Origin of the sequence: Flavobacterium sp. YO12 (assembly GCF_004119495.1) — a bacterium.
In the GTDB taxonomy this organism is placed as follows: Bacteria; Bacteroidota; Bacteroidia; order Flavobacteriales; family Flavobacteriaceae; genus Flavobacterium.
This window is the reverse complement of the sequence record NZ_NRQU01000038.1, coordinates 1-21033: the sequence shown is the minus strand read 5'-3', so window position 1 is coordinate 21033 and position 21033 is coordinate 1. Positions and strand designations below refer to the sequence as shown.

The window sequence follows — 21033 nt, the reverse complement described above, 5'->3', positions numbered from 1 at the left end:
ACAATATGAACCTTAATTTTTATATCATGAAATTAAAATTGTTTTTGTCTGCTCCGGGCATTTTTCAAATGAATTTGAATGTATTTCTTTTCTTTCTTGTTTTTGTTGGAACAAAAACTTTCGCGCAAAGTCCTGAACTTACAGTTAAAGGTGAAGAAGCCGAAAAAGTGAGAATGAATAAGCTTTTCGTCAATGTAAAAGTGGTGGGCAATATTGCTTATACGACTGCCGAAATGCATTTTTTTAATTCAGGAACTCGTCAAATGGAAGCAGAACTTATTTTTCCGCTGCCAGAAAATGTTTCGGTTTCAAGGTATGCGATTGATATAAACGGGAAATTGCGAGAAGCTGTTCCGGTGAATAAAAATAAAGGAAAACAAGTTTTTGAGGCAATCGAACATCGTCGTGTTGATCCAGGATTATTAGAAAAAGTCGATGGGAATAATTTTAAAACAAGAATTTATCCGTTGCTGCCAAATGGCGAACGAACTGTTGTTATTGGTTATGAAGAAGAACTTTCGGCTTTTGATAAAGATAATTTAGCGTATCAATTGGTAAGCCGATTTCCAAAGAAATTAGATCAGTTCGAAATTAATGTTTCGGTTTTGGGAGCTGAAATGGCACCAATTGTTACTGAGAATTCAGGAAACGAAATTACTTTTTCAAAATGGAATCAGGCTTTTCAGGCTTCGCTAAAAAAAGAAAATTATCAGCCACAAGAAAAAATAGTTTTAAAAATTCCAATTCAGCAAAATATCCCAAGTGTTGTGATGCAGGATGCTGGCGGTCAATATTATTTTTATGGAAATACTTTTATAGAGGGAAACAAAATCGCTAAAAAAACTCCTGTTTCAATTGGTTTGATTTGGGATAATTCATTGAGTTGTAAAAACCGAGATTTAAAGAAAGAATTGGATTTGCTGGATGCTTATTTCCAAAAGATAAAAAACACTAAAGTGACTTTGTACTTTTTAAATTACACTTTTGAAAAGCAAAAAGAATTTGTGATTTCTAATGGAAATTGGAGTGAATTAAAGACCATTTTAGAAAACACAAAATACGATGGAGGAACGCGTTATTCTCAGATTAGTTTTGAAAATCAGGATGAATTTTTATTTTTCTCTGACGGATTATCTTCTTTGAGCGAAAATCTTATGCCAAAAACTAAAAAACCTATTTACGCGATTACCTCTTCAGTTTCTTCAGATTTTGCTTTTCTGAATTTTTCTTCAACAAAAACCGGAGGGAATTTCATCAATTTAAATCAGATAAATTCAGAAACGGCTTTGGATAAAATGACAAATTCAAGTTTGAAGTTTCTTGGCATAAAAGAGAATTTGACTGTGACTGATTTATTTCCGATGGAAGGAACTTCTGTTTCGGGAAATTTTAGTTTTTCAGGAATTTCTTTAAATCCAAAAAACGAAATCACTTTATTATTCGGCTATAATAATGAAGCTGTTTTAGAAAAGAAAATTACGCTTGATGCATCTGTTCAAAGTTCTATTGATGTAAATATTGAAAAACTTTGGGCGCAGAAAAAAATTGCCAACCTTGAATTGCAATACGCTAAAAACGCAGATGAAATAGAGTTTCTTGGAAAGAAATTCGGCATTGTAACCAAAAATACGTCATTGATTGTTCTGGAAAATGTGAGAGATTATATTATGTACGATATTATTCCGCCAGCAGAATTACGTGCTGAATTTGACAGAATTAAAAAACAGGAACATGATACTACTCTGGCTCAGCAAAAAAGTAATTGGGATAATATAGAAAGTTATTTTAAGGGATTAGATGTTTGGTGGAAAAAGAATCTTAAGTATAATGGACAAAAAATAGCATCTAAGTATAAACACAAAAGACAAGTTCCAGGGCCACCGCCGCCGTCAAGTGCTGAAAGCAGAAATGGGGATTTAAGAATTGGAACTGAGACTATAATTGGAACTGAGACTATAAAAGGAGATCCTGATGCTGCTGTAACAATAGACGAACCTGTTGGAGCAGGATCAGTTTCAACTGTTATTGTGGAAGATAATGCTGTGTATAATACATCTACTCCGCCAAAAGTTGATCAGGTAAAATTTGTTGCACCAGTAGTTGCAAAAGCACAAGAGGTTACTGAAGATATACCAGTAATTGTGGAATTAAAAGATAAGAAAGTTGGAAGTGAAGTAATTAAGGAAGATTCAAATTCTACTAAATTACAAGAAACAGTTGTAGTGGGATACGGTACTCAAAAAAAATCAGATTTAGTGGGTTATCTTCCAGAAAATGCTTCAAAAAATAAAGACCTTTCACAAGATTTAAATTTCAGTAGAGGTTATTTAGCTGGAGATTCAAAAAGGCCTTTAATTATAGTTGATGGTCAGTTTTATGAGGGTGAATTGACTGATTTAAAGTCAGATGATATTGATACAGTTGATGTTTTGAAAGATGCGTCGAGAATTTCTGCTTATGGCAGCAAAGGGGCAAATGGAGTTATTATTATAACAACGAAAAAGCAATCTTCAAATAGCGGAGTTGTGCAAACAAAAAGTTGGAATCCAGACAGATTGTATTTAAAAGCGTTGACCTCGGCTCCAAAAGAAAAACAATATGATTTGTATTTGGATTTAAGAAAAGCACAAGAAAGAAATCCGAGTTTTTATTTTGATGTAGCTCATTTTTTCTACAATCAGGGCGATCTTAAAAAAGCGCTGCTGATCATCAGTAATATTGCTGATTTAGGTTTAGAGAGTCATCAGCTTTATAAAACGTTGACTTATACTTTGCGTCAATGGAAAGATTATAATGATGCCGTTTTTACCGCAAAACAAGTCGTAAAATGGAGAGAGCATGAACCACAGAGTTTTAGAGATTATGCTTTAACACTAGAAGATGAGGGAAAATATCAAGAAGCTTTTGATGAATTAATTAAAGCCCTTGAAGTAAATTATTATGGAGAAATGAGTGGTCAGTATGAAGGTGTAGAAGATATTATTTTAATGGATATTAATCGTATGATAACAGCACATTCTGGTATAAAAACGGCTAAGCTTGATAAAAAGTACCTTGCAAAAATGCCTGTTGATATCAGAATCATTATGAATTGGAATCAAATGGATGTTGATTTGGATTTGCATGTAATTGAACCAACAAATGAAGAATGTTATTACAGTCACACTTCTACACAAATTGGAGGAAGGTTCTCTAAAGATTTTACAGAAGGTTATGGTCCAGAACAATATATAATCAGAAATGCTGTAAAAGGAAAATATCAAATTAAAACTAATTTCTTTGGAGAAACGACATTGACAGAAAATGGTCCTGCAACAATTATGGTTGAAATTTATACAACAAAAGCAGGAAAAACGTCCAGAACTTTGAAAACAATTCAGTTAGGAAAAATTAAAGAGAATGATATTTTAGCCGAAATTATTTGGTAAAGTCTACCAATTAAGAGGATGTCTTTCAAAAATAAAAGGCGAAATTACGTTGTTCCATTCTAAAAACGTAATTTTGCCTTTTAATTTTTTAGATTAAAGAGTAATCAGAAATCTAAAATCAGAAATCTAAAATTTGAATGACAGGAACCGTTTATAAGTCTACAGGAAGTTGGTATACCGTAAAATCTGAAAAAGGCGATTTTATCGAATGCCGTATGAAAGGGAAGTTTAGGATGAAAGGAATTAAAAGTACCAATCCTATTGCTGTAGGCGATATTGTCGATTATGAATTAGAAGAAACTTCGGATGCTTTAACGGGAACAATTCATAATATTCACGAAAGAAAAAACTACATCGTTCGTAAATCGGTTAACTTGTCAAAGCAGATTCATATTATAGCTTCGAATATCGATCAGGTGTTTTTGTTGGTTACAATTGATAATCCGCCAACAACTACAAGTTTTATCGATCGTTTTTTGGTTACTGCCGAAGCATACGGAATTGAAGCTGTTCTAATTTTTAATAAAATTGATACGCTCAATGAACAGACATTAGACGATCAGCTTTATTTACAACATATTTACACCGAAATAGGATATAAATGTCTAAGAATTTCTTCAACAGAAAATAAAGGAGTTGATAAATTGAAAGAAATGATGATAGGTAAAGTAAGTATGTTCTCAGGACATTCTGGAGTTGGAAAATCAACTTTGGTGAATGCGATGGAACCAAGCCTTCATTTAAAAACTACCGTAATTTCAGAACAAAGTAAACAGGGACAGCATACAACAACTTTTGCTGAAATGTATGATTTGTCTTTTGATGCCCGAATTATTGATACTCCAGGAATTAAAGGTTTCGGAATTGTTGATATGGAGCCAACAGAAATCAGCGGTTATTTCCCAGAATTTTTTAAGCTTAAAGATCAATGTAAATTCAATAACTGTTTGCATAAAGAAGAACCGCATTGCGCTATAAAAGCAGCTTTAGAAAAAGACGAAATTGCTTGGTCGCGTTACAACAGTTATCTTAAGATATTAGAAGGTGATGAAGAACATTACCGAACTGATATTTATGGTGATGATCGTGCAGCGAGTGATGAAACACGTAAATAATTATTAATTGTGAATTGTTAATTATAGTTCGAAGAGAAACAAAATTTTCAAATTCCGAGATCAAATTTTGTAAAATTCCAATCCAATTTGTAGAGATGCGCTGCAGTGCATCTAACGCCAGAATTTAAAATCTGTTTAATCCGTGTAATCTGTGGCCAATAAACTACGCTGCAATAAGATCAAAATAAAAATGAAAATTGTACTTCAAAGAGTTTCTGAGGCATCTGTCACAGTTGATGGTCAAAAAACAGCAGATATTAAAAAAGGGTTATTGATTTTAGTTGGAATTGAAGATGCCGATATTCAGGAAGATATTGACTGGCTTGCTGGAAAAATAATTAAAATGAGAATTTTTGGAGACGAAAATGATGTTATGAACTGCTCGGTTCAAGACATCGACGGCGATATAATTGTCGTTAGTCAATTTACACTTCACGCCTCTACAAAAAAAGGAAACCGACCATCTTACATAAAAGCTGCAAAACCTGAGTTTGCGATTCCTATGTATGAGAACTTTGTAAAATCTTTAGAAAAAGAGTTCAATAAAAGAGTTCAAACTGGAATTTTTGGTGCTGATATGAAAGTAAGCCTGATAAATGATGGTCCTGTAACTATTTTAATAGACAGTAAAAACAGAGATTAAAAAATCATTAGACAAGTGTTAAGAATTTCTAAAAAAAATATATATTTGAAGAAATTACTTACCAATGAGAAGCCCTAGATTATCGTTAGTTTTTTTCTTATTTACCCTTATTTCATTTGCACAAAAGGCTAATTACAATGTTGCCTTAATTCCAGATAGTCTAAAACAAAATGCGAATGCAGTTGTTCGATTAGATCAAATGGATATTACGATTGCTTCGCAACGAAGCATGAATATTAAAACACAAAGAGTTGTAACGGTTTTAAATGAAAAAGGACTTAGGCATATTGACGCTTATCAGCATTACGATAAAACCACTTCAATAAGCAATATCGAGGCAATTGTCTATGATGCGGCGGGAAACGAAATTAAAAAAATCAAACGAAAAGATTTTAAAGATCAGAGCGCTGTAAGTGGGAGTACGCTTTTCTCGGACAGCCGTGTTGTTTATTTAAGTTACACTCCAATTTCATATCCATTTACAATTGCGTACAGCTGTGAAACAGAAACTTCAAATACGGCTTTTATACCACGATGGTATTTCTTAGGCGGTTACAATGTAAGCGTCGAAAAATGTGTGCTGAATGTTTCTTACCCAAGTGATTTGGGATTCAAAAAAAGGAATTTCAGTTTTCTGGATATAATATAAAAAAATCAGAAGAGTCAACTACAAAACTCGGTTACATAGCACAGAATATATTAGCACAGAAATTAGAAGATTTAAGTCCATCTTCAGAAGTTTTGTTTCCAAGAGTCATGATGGGTCTTGAAAAATTTCATTTAGAAGGCGTTGATGGTACAGCAACAACTTGGGAAGCATTTGGGAAATGGTACGGAGAGAAGGTTTTAACAGGAACAACCATTTTGCCAGAAGAAACCAAAACGAAAATGAAAGTGCTTGTTGGTGATGAAAAAGACCCAATCAAGAAAGCAAAAATTATTTACGATTACGTACAGAAGAAATCAAGATATGTAAATATTGCGGTTGGAATTGGTGGTTGGAAACCAATGCTTGCCAGCGACGTTGATCGTTTAGGTTATGGCGACTGCAAGGCTTTGTCAAATTATACCAAAGCACTTTTGCAGGCAGTTGATGTGTCGTCTTATAATACAATTTTATATGGTGATGCTGATAAGGCAAATATCCAATCTGATTTTGTTTCGATGCAGGGAAATCATATGATATTAGCAATTCCAAATGGAGATACTTATACTTGGCTGGAATGTACAAGTCAAGATGCACCGTTTGGTTACCAAGGTACTTTCACAGATGATAGAGATGTTTTGGTAGTTAAACCTGAAGGCGGAGAAATTGTTAGAACTAAAATTTATCATGATAAAGGAAATACTCAAATAGGAAAAGGGACGTATACTGTTAATGAAAATGGTGATTTCTCAGGGGTTTTAAAAATAGATTCGCAAGGAAGTCAATATGATGCGAAATCCAGAGTCGAAACCTTACAGCCAAATGAAAAAGAAAAACACTACAAAGAGTATTGGGATAATATCAACAATTTGAAATTGGGTAAAATAACTTTTACTAATGATAAAGAGAATATTCGTTTTATAGAAGATGTTCAAATAAGTGCGTCAAATTATGGTCAGATTTCAGGGAACAAAATAATTTTTGTTTTAGATGCCTTTAACCAATATACAGGAAATGTAAACAGAATTAGAAATCGTAAAAATCCATTTCAAATTCAACGCGGCTATTTAGATACAGATGAAATTGAAATAAATCTTCCTGCAGGTTTTAGTATCGAATTTCTTCCTCAAAACTATGAGCTTAAAGGAAAATTCGGAGAATATAAAACAGAGATAATTAAAAAAGATAATAACAAGCTAATCTATAAAAGATCTATGCTCCTAAACAACGGAAAGTACTCTAGTAAAGAATATGATGAGTATAGACTATTTATGGAGCAAGTTTCGCGAAACGATAACGCTAAAATTATATTAACCAAAAACTAACCCAAATAAACCATAACCAAAATGAAATTTAGTAAACCATTATGTTTATCGATTCTGTTGTTGTTTGTTTCAAAAATAAACGCGCAGGAATTTAAATTAGGAAAAGTTTCAATTGCAGAACTGGAACAAAAAGTTCATCCTAAAGACTCATCGGCAGCGGCAGCTGTATTGTATACAAGAGGAAAAACGAGAATTGAATATGATGAAAATGATGGTTTTATAAATTTAACTGATGTTGAGACCAGAATTAAAATTTATAAAAAGGAAGGATATAATTGGGCGAATAAAGGGGTTTGGTACTATAATACTAGTAATTTGCCAGAGAAGGTTTCTTTTACAGATGCCTATACCTATAATTTGATAGATGGCAAGGTCGAAAAAGTAAAACTGAAAAGTGAAGGGATTTTTGATGAAGTTGTAGATAAATTCAGAGGGAGAAAAAAGATAACAATGCCTAATGTTAAAGAAGGGTCAGTTGTTGAGTTTAGATATACTATTAGAAGTCCTAGAGATAATACGATTCGAGAATGGGATTTTCAAGCTACTATTCCAATTAATTATTCTGAGTTTATAACTTATATTCCACAATATTATGTTTTTAATTCTAGGCAAAAGGGATATGTTTTTCCTAAAATTACGTCTATTAAAAATTCAAAATCAATTGTTTTTAGAAATAAGGAGAGAAGCTTGAGTGGAGGTACTGGTGTTGCAAGTACATCATTTTCAACATCCAAATTAGATTATTCAGAAATTCAAACGACCTATTTAGCGGTTGATTTTCCAGCTATAAAAGAGGAAGCTTATGTGAATAATATTGATAACTATGTTTCTAGTATTCAACATGAATTATCTATGACTAACTTTCCAAATTCACCAATGAAAACATATTCTACAGATTGGAATTCAGTTGTAACAACGATTTATAACTATGATGATTTTGGTCCTGAATTAAATAAAACTGGTTATTTTGAGGAGGATTTAAAAACACTTTTGGGGGATAAAAAAAATGCAGATGAAAAAATAATAGCCATTTTAAATCATGTGAAATCGAATGTAAAATGGAATAATTATACGGGTTATACCTGTGATAATGGAGTAAGAAAAGCATACAAAGAAAAAACAGGAAATATTGCCGATATCAACTTGATATTAACCGCAATGCTGCGTTATGCTGGTTTAACTGCAAATCCAGTATTGGTGAGCACACGTTCTAATGGGATTTCATTTTTTCCTAATAGAAATGCTTTTGATTATGTAATTGCGGCGGTCGAAACTCCAAGCGGAAATGTTCTGTTAGATGCATCTGATAAATTTTCAACCCCAAATGTTTTACCTCTTAGAACTCTAAACTGGTTAGGAAGACTAATTAGAAAAGACGGAAGTTCTGAAGAGGTAGATTTAATGCCTAAAAAGGCTTCAAATGATATTGTTTTTATAAATTATAGTATTGATCCAGAAGGTAAAGTTACAGGAAAAACCAGAAGACAATTTACAGATTATAATGCGATGATTACTAGAGAAAATATTTTTAGTTTAAAAGAAGAGGAATATTTAGAAAAACTAGAGAATGAGAATAATAAAATAGAAGTTTCTGATTACTCAAAAACAAACGAAAAAGATCTCTTGATGCCAATTACAGAATCATATTCGTTTGCAGGGAATAATTTATGCGAAGTTATAGGGGGTAAAATATACGTTAGCCCAATGTTGTTTTTTACAAACGAAAAAAATCCATTTAAACAAGAAGTAAGAGAATATCCGGTAGATTTTGGGTATCCGTTTTTAGATAAATATAATATTATTATTAGGATTCCGGAAGGTTTTGCAGTTGAGACTCTTCCAAAACCTGCCATTATTAATATGGAGGATAATTTAGGAAGCTTTAAATTTAATATTGCTTCAGATGGCAGTACATTGCAATTAAATATTCAGCATCAGATAAATGAAGCAATTGTTTCAACGGATCAATACGATATGCTGAAAGAATATTATAAAGGAATGATTGCTAAAGAAACAGAGAAAATAGTTTTAAAAAGAATTTAGTTGTATTGAAAGATTAGGATTATTTTTGCTTAAAAATACAATCATGGATTTGAAAAATGCACAACTAGATGTTGATACTTGGATAAAAGAACACGGAGTACGTTATTTTAACGAATTAACCAATATGGCCCAGCTTACCGAAGAAGTAGGCGAAGTGGCTAGAATTATTGCTCGTCGTTATGGAGAACAATCAGAAAAAGAAAGTGATAAAAATAAAGATTTAGGCGAAGAATTAGCCGATGTTGTTTTTGTTGTTTTATGTTTGGCGAATCAAACAGGAATCGATTTACAAGCCGCTTTTGATAAAAAAATGGACTTAAAATCGGTTAGAGATAAAGATCGTCACAAAAACAACGATAAATTGAAATAATTGTGAAATTTTAACTCAGATTTTGATTTACGGGCGAGGAGTGGTAAATTGCGCACTCGAATTATGTCACTCACAATTCGCAACACATAACTAAAATCATGAATTTAAAATTAAGCACGAATTCACAATTTACGATTGATGATTCGCAACTAAATATCACGGGTTCTAAAAGCGAAACAAATCGCTTATTATTACTAAAAGCTTTATTCCCAAATATCACATTAGCCAATACTTCAAACTCTGATGACAGCGAAGTAATGCAGAAAGCTCTAGCTGGAAATGACGAAATTGTTGACATTCATCACGCTGGAACGGCAATGCGTTTCTTAACAGCATATTTTGCAGTTAACGAAGGTAGAGAAGTGGTAATGACAGGTTCAAGCAGAATGCAAGAGCGTCCGATTAAAATTTTAGTTGAAGCTTTGGCACAATTAGGAGTTGAAATTTCATATGAAAAAGAAGTTGGTTATCCGCCAATTCGAATCAAAGGAAAAAAAGTAACCGCTTCAAAAGTTACTTTAGCAGCAAATGTTAGCAGCCAATATATTTCGGCGTTATTGTTAGTAGCAGCAAAATTAGAGAATGGTTTAGAATTGACTTTAGAAGGTGAAATTACTTCGATTCCGTATATCAAAATGACTTTGGCTTTGTTAAAAGATTTAGATATACAAACTAGTTTTGAAGGAAATGTAATAAAAGTTTATCCTAAAGAATCTGTTGAATCAAAAGAAATGGTTGTAGAATCTGATTGGAGTTCTGCGTCGTATTTCTTCAGCCTTGTGGCTTTGGCCGATGCTGCAAAAATAACTTTAAGCAGTTATAAAGAAAACAGCTTGCAAGGAGATTCAGAATTAGTATCTCTTTATGAAAAAATGGGTGTAAAAACTACCTTCCAAAATAATCAAATGACGTTGGAAAAACAGGTAGGTTTTACATATGAAGATGTGAATTTTGAATTGAATAATACACCAGATATTGCCCAAACAATCGTAGTAACTTGTTTAGGTTTAGGAATCGGATGTCATTTAACTGGTCTTCATACTTTAAAAATTAAAGAAACAGATAGACTTGAAGCTTTAAGAATCGAGCTTACAAAGTTAGGAGCCAATATTTCTGTAACTAATGACAGTTTGACTTTAGAGCGTTCAGGCGATATTAATCATGATGTTCATATTGCTACTTACAATGATCACCGTATGGCAATGGCATTTGCGCCGCTTGCTATAAAAGTGCCAATTATTATAGACGACGCCGAAGTGGTTTCAAAATCATATCCAGATTTTTGGAATGATTTAAAAACTTTAAACTTTCAAGTTTCAGAATTGTAGTTTTTTGAACCATGTAAGAAATATAAGTTCATTTAAATAAAATAGCTTAAATTATATAACCTCTGGTTGCAGCCAGAGGTTTTTTTATGCTTGAGTTTGGCTATAATCGCATAGTTTGTCATTTCGACGAAGGAGAAATCTTAGCAAGAAGCTCCGTGAAGAAAAGTCAATCTTTGTCGATTCTGCAACGGAGATTTCTCCTTCGTCGAAATGACAATAATATGTTGGAGATGTTTTTTGTAGGTAAAAACATTTTTAATGGTTCTGAAAACTCCACTAAATCAAGGACTTTTGAAAATAAACGTCAAAACACTTGACAACGCCTATCTCACAATCGTATATTTGCAAGCGATTTAAAATTTTAGATAAAAAAGTCTAAGATTGATATTTTAAAATCTAACTTCAAATATGAAATTATCACACTTCAATTTCAATTTACCGAAAGAACTTTTGGCTGAATTTCCGGCAGAAAATAGAGATGAATCTCGTTTAATGGTAATTGACCGTCAAAAACAAACAATAGAGCACAAAATGTTTAAAGATGTTATCAATTACTTTGATGACGGAGACGTTTTAATTCTTAACAATACAAAAGTTTTTCCTGCGCGTTTGTACGGAAACAAAGAAAAAACAGGTGCAAGAATTGAGGTTTTCTTATTAAGAGAATTAAATTCTGAGCAGCGTTTATGGGATGTTTTAGTTGATCCAGCTAGAAAAATCCGTATCGGTAATAAACTTTATTTTGGCGATGACGATTCATTAGTTGCCGAAGTAATTGATAATACAACTTCTCGTGGTAGAACATTACGTTTTTTATATGATGGTTCTTACGAAGAGTTTAGAAACAAATTGACAGAACTTGGAGAAACTCCAATTCCTAAATATATCAGCAGAGAGGTTACTGCCGAAGATGCCGAAAGATACCAAACAATTTATGCAAAAGAAGAAGGAGCTGTAGCGGCACCAACTGCTGGTTTACACTTCTCAAAACACCTTTTGAAAAAATTAGAAATCAAAGGAGTAAACTTCGCTGAGGTTACACTTCACGTAGGTTTAGGAACTTTTAATCCAGTTGAGGTTGAAGATTTATCTAAACACAAAATGGATTCAGAAGAATTAATCATCAGACAAGAAGCTTGCGACATCGTAAATGAAGCAAAAGCAAAGAAAAAACGTATTTGTGCTGTAGGAACAACTTCTATGCGTGCAATCGAAAGTTCTGTTTCTTCTGCAAATACTTTAAATCCTTATGAAGGATGGACAAATAAATTTATTTTCCCTCCTCATGATTTTAGTATTGCAAACTGTATGATTACTAATTTCCACACACCAAAATCAACATTGTTAATGATGATTTCTGCTTTCTGTGGTCATGACTTAATGAAAAAAGCTTACGACGAAGCAATCAAAGAAGGGTACAAATTCTATTCTTACGGAGATGCAATGTTAATTCTTTAATTAGAATTTATTTTCAAAATAAGAACCCGACAGTTTTTTTAGAATCTGTCGGGTTTTCTGTTTTTAATGGTTTCAAGTTTCAGGTTTCAAGTTTGATGTTCGTTATGCGATTTAACCGCAAAGTTCGCAAAGCTTTGCGTTCTTATGCATTTGGCAAACACAAACGGAATAAAAAACCTCGCGAACTTTGCGGTTAAATACCACGGAGCATATCAACTTGAAACCTTAAACTTGAAACAAAATAAACAATTTTTGTTATTTTAGCATCCAAAACAAAAACACAATGACTTTTCAAAATACACGCGAATTCGCGAAACAATTAGATGCTCAAGATTCATTGAATCACTATCAAGACCAATTTATTTTTCCAAAAGTAAATGATAAACGAGTAATTTATTTCACAGGAAATTCTTTAGGATTACAGCCAAAACGAACAAAAGCTTATATAGATGAGGTAATGAATGACTGGGCAGAATTAGCTGTTGAAGGTCATTTTTATGCAGAGAAACCTTGGTGGGATTATCAGGAAAGATTTGCTGAACCATTGAGTAAAATTGTGGGAGCACTTCCGTCAGAAGTTACCGTTATGAATACTTTAACCGTAAATCTTCATTTATTGATGGTTTCTTTTTATCAGCCAAAAGGAAAGCGTTATAAAATTATCTGCGAAGAAAAAGCATTTCCATCAGATCAATATATGTTTCAGAGTCAAGTTCATTTTCATGGATATAAACCAGAAGATGCCATTGTAGAAATCAAGCGCCGCGAAGGAGAGCATAATATTCGTCTTGAAGATGTTTTAGCAAAAATTGAAAAAGTTGGCGACGAATTGGCTTTGGTTTTAATTGGAGGCGTAAATTATTATACGGGACAAGTTTTCGATATTAAAACCATAACTGCTGCTGGACAAAAAGCCGGAGCAAAAGTTGGTTGGGATTTGGCGCACGCTGCTGGAAATATCAAATTAGAACTTCACGATTGGAATGTAGATTTTGCTGCTTGGTGCAGTTATAAATATATGAATTCAGGACCTGGAAATGCTTCTGGACTTTTTGTTCACGAAAGACATCACAGTGATCCAGATTTACCACGATTTGCGGGTTGGTGGGGACACAATAAAGAACGACGTTTTAAAATGGAGCCAAACTTTGATCCTGTTCAAGGAGCAGGAGGATGGCAGATTAGTAATCTTCCAGTTCTGTCTTTAGCACCTTATTTGGCTTCTGTAGAAATGTTTGCTGAGGTTGGAATGGATGCTCTAATTGCAAAACGTGATCATATAACATCTTATTTAGAATTTATTCTGCACGAAATTGATAAGGAAGTTGAAAGTACTTTTGAAATTATTACACCTGTAAATCCAGAAGAAAGAGCTTCGCAGTTATCTGTTTTTCTGCATGGAGAAGGAAGAAGCCTATTCGATTATTTAATGAAAAATGGAGTTATTACAGATTGGCGTGAACCAAACGTAATTCGCCTGGCGCCAGTTCCTTTGTATTGCTCTTATGAGGATATGTATGACTTTGGACAAATTTTGAAAAAAGGAATTTTAGGAAAGTAATATTCGTTATCGTTTATCATTTCGAGGAACGAGAAATCGCACTAGTTGCTCCGCAAAGTAGGTCACTAATCTTTGTCGAATTTCTGGTGCGATTTCTCGTTCCTCGAAATGACAAAAAAGATACATTTTTAGTTTCCCGCAGATTAAATACTTTTTTTCAAAAGTTTATAAAAGAATAATCCGCTCAATCTGCAAAATCTGCGGGAGAAATTTAGCCCCATTTTTAGAAATCTTTTTAATCTGTGGTAAAATAACTTCATGTCTTCGCAAGATTAAAACATCAACTCAGATCCAAAATAATCTGATAGAAAAACCCATAATCTTCAAATCATATAAACTTTCCAAAAAATTCTGTAATAAGCATTATAGCAGATATTCTTTATTTTGTAGTGTATAATTATTAAAAACTACAATCATGAAAGGCTTATATATATTATTAGCGGTAATACTTTTAACTTCTTGTCAGAATCAAACTAAAGAAGATATAAATAAAGCCAAACAAGCCAGTATTGATTCAATGAAAGTTGAGATTAACAAGCAGCGAGTTATCGATTCAATGAAGACTGAAATGGCTAAGATTAAAGAAGAACAAAAAATTGAATCTGAAAAAGAAAAAGTTGTTGTTGTGCATCAACAAGCAAATGGAACTGCTGCAACGACAACAGCAGCAGCACCGGCTAAAAAGAAAGGTTGGAGCTCTGCAGCTAAAGGAGCAGTAATTGGAGCAGGAGTTGGAGCAGCCACTGGAGCAATTGTCAGTAAGAAAAAAGGACAAGGTGCAATTATAGGCGGATTAGCGGGCGCAGGAGTTGGGGCCGGAACAGGTGCTATTATTGACAGCAAAAAGAAAAAGGAGTAACTGCCTTTTCTGTTTAAATAAATAACCCCGATTAAGAAATCTTGATCGGGGTTTTGTTTTAAGCTAATTGCAAAGTTGGTATTGAAATTGCGTTTAATTCAGATTTATAAAAATCGAATTGTTTTTTGATTTCTTCTTCTTCAGCCTTAAAGTAAAAAGTAGATGAAAATAGATTTTGATAATATTCAATTCCATCTAAAATATTTGTTTTAAAAGAATTCCATTTTTTAAGCTGATTTGTGCTTACTTCACCAGAAATTGTTTCAATTTCATTTCTAAAATAATCAACATACATTTTCAATTCTTTCACAAATAAATTAGGGCGGTCATTTGTTCTTAAAATTGTTTTGCCTTGATAAATATGCTGTAACATTTCTTTTAATGAAACTTCATGATCAAAATAAGCCATATTTGGTCCCGGACAAATTACAACGCCTTGTGCTTGACCTTTTATTTTAATGTCATTTTCCAGATAAGAAGCATTTGCTAGACCAACACATAAACATGATTTTTCTGTGATTTTGATTTTACTTTTTTCAAATGCATCAGCAGATAAAGTATCTTTTGCGCTTTCTAGTTCTGCTAGTTTTATATCCTGATATTTTTTTGAAGCCGTACAAATTCCGTGAGGATCATATTCTTTGCTTAAGGCTAAGAATTTCTTCGGGCACGAACTTCCTGCCTTATTTTCGTGAATACGTTTTTGTTTTAAGATTTCGTTTGAAGTGCCTCGCAAAGTATTAAACGGAACTCCCAAAGGCGAAATATGACTTAAATACAAATCATCTTCTTTGGCTTTCATTAATAAATTTCGGGTTTCCTGATCGACAGAAGTGGCTTCTGGAACTAATAAAAACGGAGTTCCCCATCCCACAGAATCAACCTTATATTGGTCTAATAAAAATTCATGCTCCTCAGCAGTTCCAACACCGCCTTGAACTGTAATTTTTAGTTCTAAAGGATTTTCTGGAAAAACTTGATTTTTTAGCTGTAGAGCTTTAATCATTAAGTCGTGAGCAGATTGTACCAATTGTTCTTTTTTCTGCTTGAATTCTTCTAAAATCGTCCCTAATAGCAGTCCATCAGTTGCAAAAGCGTGACCGCCGCAGTTTAATCCAGATTCAATTCGATATTCAGAAACCCAAAGACCTTTTTTAGCAAGGAAATTACCTTGAATCATAGCCGATCTAAAATCACTCACTTTTAGAATGATTTTCTTTTTCAGTTCGTTCTTTTCATTTGGGAAAAAATCTTTGAAGTTTTCAAAGTAGCTGTACAATCTCGGATTCATTCCCGCAGAAAGTACAACAGACGATTCTAAATTACTATTTGCGAAACCTCTTAAAGCAGCGTGAGCGTCATTAAATTCAATTGGAAGCTGTTCGTTTTTAATAAAATTATCTTTGTCCAGTTTTGTCATAATGTTAACATCAATTTCTCCTGGAAAAAGATGTGATTCAATATAACTTTGAATGTTTTCTTTAAAAGAAATACCGTCATCCAATAAATTCTGGAAACCTTTTTTGATATCAGAAGTATTAGGCAGCATCGACATGAAATTTTCAAGAGCCGTTTTGCTTTCTGCTAATTCAGTTTTAAAAGTTTCAAATTTTTCTTTTACAATTTTGTCAACTAAATTTAAGTAAGAAGTAATTCTTTCAGCGCGATAATCGTGAAATTTCTGACTTATTTCTTCGTATGGAATGTTGAATTTAGTGCTGTAGAAATTACGCATCTTTTCAATTAGATCGTCATCAGCGATTGAAACCACAGACGAAATCCCGTATTGAGCCACTCTTATTGGGCTGTCTATCGTATAGGCAAGTCCCATTACCGGAATATGGAAAGTATGCAATGGTGTTTTTGTCATTTGTTTTCAGGTTAAAATAAAAGCAAATGAAAAAAAAATAATTTTTAAAAACCTGATAATTATCAGGTTTGTAGATTGTTTGCCGCGAATTACATGAATTTGCACCAATTCTTTTTCAACCAAGTTTCATAATTAATTCGTGAAAATTTGTGTAATTCGCGGCGGATAAATTTTGAGGAAAGGATTGCGTACATGCATTGTGTTCCAACGGTTGAAACCGTTGGTTATGTTAAAAATAAATGCATTAAATCAAAATCTTCTTCAAAGACTCTGCAATACTTCGCCATAGAAAATTATAAAATGATTTTTCCTGAATTCGTTCAATTTCAACATCAGCGGTTTTTGCTTTATCTTTTGAGTCGTTTTTAACCAATAAATTGACAATGGCAGATTTGAGTCTGGCTTCTTTTTCAGGTTTTTCCTTTTTGTATAATTTCACTTTTAAGTCATTATAATCTAGAGATGCATTTCCTTTTGAGATATTGTCATTTCCATAGAAATCAAAGCGATATTTATTAAAATTTCCTGTAAAGGAAGCGTTCATATAAGGTTTGCTGAATTGCCCCATGGCGCCAACATTAAAGTTTGAAATAACACCTTGAATATGAAAACTATCTTTTTTATCTAAAACATTAAAACTCCAATCAACATCCAGCGGAGAGTTTTTCATGAAAATGCATTTCACTTTAATTTTGACATCATCGGTTTTTTTCAATCCAAAACCACTTTTTAAATTGACTGCCTGTAAATTGAATTTGTCGAAATTTAAAACTCCAGGACCTTTGGCAAAATCTATTTCTTCTTCGTAAACCAATTTTGATTTCAGAATCTGTAAAGTATCAATTTGAAGGGGGAATTTAATATTTCGCAATAAATGATTGTAGAGATATTTCTTGCTCAGATCATCTTTTGGCATTTTTCCGCGATAGATATTGGCATCAAAATGATTGATTACAATTGAATTTGCCTTAAAGAAAAAGCGATCGTTTTTAAAACCCCAATTCATTTTTTGCACTTGTGCCGAATCGAATTTTAAGGTATAAATATCTTTTTCTTTATCTAATCGTTTAATAAATTCTCGTCGATTAAATTGCGGAAGGTGAGAGAAGTTGTTGATTTTTAAAAAGTTTTTCTCGGTACTTATTTTACCAATATTGATATGATAAAAGGCGCTTGGTCTATAAAATAAGCTGTCAATAACCAGTGCATAGGTTTTATACTGCAGTGGAATTTTTTGTTTTAAAGTAGCATCTGTCAGTAGTATTCCTTCTAATTTTAGAATAATTTTTTTGATGCTGAAAATAGGTTTTTCAGTATCTAAAGAAACAACATCTACCGTTCCGTCATTAAGATAGATATTTGAAACAGCAATTATTTTTCGAAAAGGTTCAATGATTTCGGTTTTGATGCTTTTGTTGTTGTTCAGTAGTTTTTCGCCTTTTTTGTATAAAATAACTCGAGGTTTATTGATAATGATACTTTTTGCCTGAATAATATCTCTAAAAGCCAAATCCCAAATATTAAAATGTTTAATTGTAACTGATTCGATTTTAGAAAAAAGCCCATTTTTACTGTCTTTTGGTTCGTTTTTTGGACTTACTAATAATGTTTGAGCATAGATATTTCGAGAAAAAAGAGAAACTTCAATTTTTTCGTAATTGATGTTGTAAGCCGTTTTGTTCTTTTCGTGAATAATTATTGGAAGCTGTTTTTTGATCCAGTAATTCAGACCAATGTTGATCAGAATTACAAGAATAAAAAGAGAAATTACTCCAATAGCTATTTTTTTATAGACAGACATTTATAGTATTGATTTTAAATACATAAATTTAGACTTTAAAAGAGAATGTATTTTACATTATTCGGTTTTTTGGTTACATTATTTTACAAACCCTATTTATTTATACTTTTTGCAAAATATGAGAAGATTTAAAAAATTTCTGCTGGTTTTATTAGTACTTGTTGTTGTAATTGGAATAGGTTTATGTGCCTATATTTTTCATTTAAAACCCAAATATGAAGGGGAATTGCAATTGAAAAATCTTCAAAAAGAAACGACTGTTTATTTTGATGAATACGGCGTTCCTCATATTTATGCTGATTCTGAAAAAGATGCTATGACTGCTCTTGGATATGTTCATGCACAGGAAAGATTATGGCAGATGGAATTACTTCGCAGAATTGCTCCGGGCAGATTATCAGAAATTTTTGGATCTGTTGCGCTTAAAAAATGATACCTTTTTCTCTGGAATTGGTATTGAAGAAGCTTCGGCGAAAGCCATTTCAAAATTAGACAAGAATAGTGTGAGTTATAAATTAACGCAGGCTTATTTAGATGGAATTAATCAATATTTGGATGAGGGAACGACACCAATTGAATTTACTCTTGTTGGTGTTAAAAAGCAAAAATTCACTATAAATGATGTCTATAATATTTTTGGATATATGTCTTTTAGTTTTGCAATGGCTCAAAAAACAGATCCATTATTAACAGATATTCGCAATAGATACGGTGCCGCTTATTTGAAGGATTTAGGAATTGAAGGCGAATTTAATACTACACAGATTAAAAGTTCAAAAGAGAATATTGAAGAATATACAGCGATTTCAAAATCGATAACAGCTTTATTAGACAAATCGCCAATTCCGCCATTTATAGGAAGTAACAGCTGGGTTGCTGGTCCAAATAAAACGAAGAGCGGAAAAGTAATTTTTGCTAATGATCCGCATATTGGGTTTTCGCAGCCTGCAACTTGGTACGAAGCGCATATAGTTACGCCTGAGCATGAATTGTATGGTTGTTATTTGGCAGGAACTCCGTTTCCGTTATTGGCACACAATCGTGATTATGCGTATGGTTTAACTATGTTTGAAAATGATGACATCGATTTTTATCAAGAAAAAAACAAAACGGGAGATTTAAATCAATATCAAACGCCAACTGGTTTTGCAACTTATGAAGTTAGAAAAAAGACTATAAAAGTAAAAGATACGTCGGATGTTGTTCTAACGATTAAATCAAGCCGACATGGACCAATTATGAATGATTTACTGGATCATTTGGATAAGAAAAATCCAATTGCAATGTTGTGGACGTATACGCATCAGCCTATTCAGATTCTTGATGCTGTTTATGGACTTTCGCACGCAAAAAATAAAGAAGAGTTTAGAAAAGCGACTCAATTGGTTGCTGCGCCGGGATTAAATGTGATGTACGGCGATGCTAAAGGAAATGTGGCTTGGTGGGCAACAGGAAAATTGTATAAGCATAATAAAGGTGTGAATACACATTTAATTTTAGACGGCTCAACAGGAAAAGAGGATATTGTAGAATATTTAGATTTTTCAAAGAATCCATCTGCCGAAAATCCAAAATGGGGATATGTTTATTCGGCCAATAACCAGCCCGAAGCAATTGATGGTTATTTGTATCCAGGATATTATCTTCCCGAAGATCGTGCTAAAAGAATTTCTGGGTTAATGGATGCAAAATCAGATTGGGATAAAGAAACAATCAGTAAAATGATTTACGACAACACTTCTGATGTTGCGGTTGAAACGGTTAAAAATCTGATTTCAAATATTGATCTTAATACTATTTCAGCAGAAGAAAAAGAAGCTGTAAATGTTTTAAAGTCGTGGAATGGAACAACAAATCTTGAAGATGTTGCACCAACGATTTATAATAAATGGGTGTATTTGTATTTGAAGAATACTTTTGAGGATGAAATGGGAGAGGACAATTTTAATTTGTTTTTAGGAATTTCGATAGGAAAACAAGTTATTGCCAATCAAATTAAAAATGAAAATTCAGTTTGGTGGGATAATGTCAAAACTAAAGATGTAAAAGAAACCAGAAAGGATATTGTTGCCAAATCATTTCATGAGACTGTTGCCGCGCTTCAAAAACAATTAGGAAATACTGTTGCCGATTGGAAATGGGAGAAAGTGCATACGGTTGAACACGAACATCCGCTTGGCAAAATTGCTGCACTTCGAGGTTTATTTAATGTGGGGCCTTTTGGATCTCCAGGATCAAATGAAGTAATTAATAATTTATTTTTTGGTTTAAACAATGAAGGGAAATATTATGTAAAAGGCGGTCCATCAACCAGACGAATTGTTGATTTTTCGGATATTGAAAATAGCTGGAGTATTTTGCCAACAGGGCAATCTGGAAATCCATTTAGTAAACATTACAGCGATCAGGCAGAAATGTACAATGAAGGAAAGTTTAGAAAAATGAAGCTGAACAAAGACGAAATCATAAAAACGTCAACAAAATTAGTCTTGAAACCAAAAGAAAAATAGTTTCAGGTTATAAGCTCTAAAGACTTTGTTCCTTTACCTCTATGCCTCTTTGAACCTAAAAAATCTTCCCATAAAA

General features: G+C 32.8%; 13 protein-coding genes and 1 pseudogene. 12 read left to right on the top strand and 2 right to left on the bottom strand.

Annotated elements, in window-relative coordinates; all coding sequences use genetic code 11:
* Positions 1–26: 26 nt before the first annotated feature.
* The 11 genes from BOW55_RS13210 (at position 27) to BOW55_RS13165 (ending at position 14776) form a co-directional block, all read left to right on the top strand.
* Positions 27–3428 carry a VIT domain-containing protein gene (locus tag BOW55_RS13210; protein WP_129024495.1) on the top strand — a complete coding sequence of 1134 codons (3402 nt, stop codon included), beginning with the start codon at positions 27–29 and terminating at the stop codon, positions 3426–3428.
* Positions 3429–3565: 137 nt separating this feature from the next.
* Positions 3566–4543, top strand: a complete 978-nt coding sequence (gene rsgA / locus BOW55_RS13205; protein ID WP_129024494.1) for a ribosome small subunit-dependent GTPase A — start codon at positions 3566–3568, stop codon at positions 4541–4543.
* A gap of 190 nt (positions 4544–4733) precedes the next feature.
* Positions 4734–5186 (top strand): D-aminoacyl-tRNA deacylase, encoded by a 453-nt coding sequence (gene dtd, locus BOW55_RS13200; RefSeq protein ID WP_129024493.1) that lies wholly within the window; start codon positions 4734–4736, stop codon positions 5184–5186.
* A gap of 64 nt (positions 5187–5250) precedes the next feature.
* Positions 5251–5835, top strand: a complete 585-nt coding sequence (locus tag BOW55_RS21380) for a DUF3857 domain-containing protein (protein ID WP_241686559.1) — start codon at positions 5251–5253, stop codon at positions 5833–5835.
* A 92-nt stretch (positions 5836–5927) separates the two neighbouring features.
* Complete coding sequence (locus BOW55_RS21375) at positions 5928–7157, top strand: DUF3858 domain-containing protein (protein WP_241686558.1); 1230 nt, start codon at positions 5928–5930, stop codon at positions 7155–7157.
* A 21-nt stretch (positions 7158–7178) separates the two neighbouring features.
* Positions 7179–9200, top strand: coding sequence for a DUF3857 domain-containing protein (locus BOW55_RS13190; RefSeq protein ID WP_129024492.1), 2022 nt, complete (start codon positions 7179–7181; stop codon positions 9198–9200).
* A gap of 43 nt (positions 9201–9243) precedes the next feature.
* Entirely contained in the window at positions 9244–9570 is a 327-nt protein-coding gene (locus tag BOW55_RS13185) for a nucleotide pyrophosphohydrolase (RefSeq protein ID WP_012022600.1), read from the top strand.
* A gap of 98 nt (positions 9571–9668) precedes the next feature.
* Positions 9669–10898: a 3-phosphoshikimate 1-carboxyvinyltransferase gene (locus tag BOW55_RS13180; RefSeq protein ID WP_129024491.1), complete on the top strand. Its 1230-nt coding sequence runs from the start codon at positions 9669–9671 to the stop codon at positions 10896–10898.
* 408 nt (positions 10899–11306) lie between these two features.
* Positions 11307–12356: a tRNA preQ1(34) S-adenosylmethionine ribosyltransferase-isomerase QueA gene (gene queA / locus BOW55_RS13175; protein ID WP_089054258.1), complete on the top strand. Its 1050-nt coding sequence runs from the start codon at positions 11307–11309 to the stop codon at positions 12354–12356.
* 283 nt (positions 12357–12639) lie between these two features.
* A complete protein-coding gene (gene kynU / locus BOW55_RS13170; RefSeq protein WP_129024490.1) occupies positions 12640–13917 on the top strand; it encodes a kynureninase in 1278 nt (425 codons plus the stop codon).
* Positions 13918–14332: 415 nt separating this feature from the next.
* Complete coding sequence (locus BOW55_RS13165; protein ID WP_129024489.1) at positions 14333–14776, top strand: YMGG-like glycine zipper-containing protein; 444 nt, start codon at positions 14333–14335, stop codon at positions 14774–14776.
* Positions 14777–14834: 58 nt separating this feature from the next.
* Here the strand turns inward: BOW55_RS13165 and BOW55_RS13160 are convergent, their stop codons facing one another.
* A complete protein-coding gene (locus BOW55_RS13160) occupies positions 14835–16646 on the bottom strand; it encodes a hypothetical protein (protein ID WP_129024488.1) in 1812 nt (603 codons plus the stop codon).
* A 244-nt stretch (positions 16647–16890) separates the two neighbouring features.
* Positions 16891–18447 carry a hypothetical protein gene (locus tag BOW55_RS13155; protein ID WP_129024487.1) on the bottom strand — a complete coding sequence of 519 codons (1557 nt, stop codon included), beginning with the start codon at positions 18445–18447 and terminating at the stop codon, positions 16891–16893.
* Positions 18448–18565: 118 nt separating this feature from the next.
* On the opposite strand from BOW55_RS13155, the pseudogene BOW55_RS13150 reads away from it, so the two are divergent.
* Positions 18566–20957, top strand: a pseudogene (locus BOW55_RS13150) (penicillin acylase family protein).
* Positions 20958–21033: the final 76 nt, after the last annotated feature.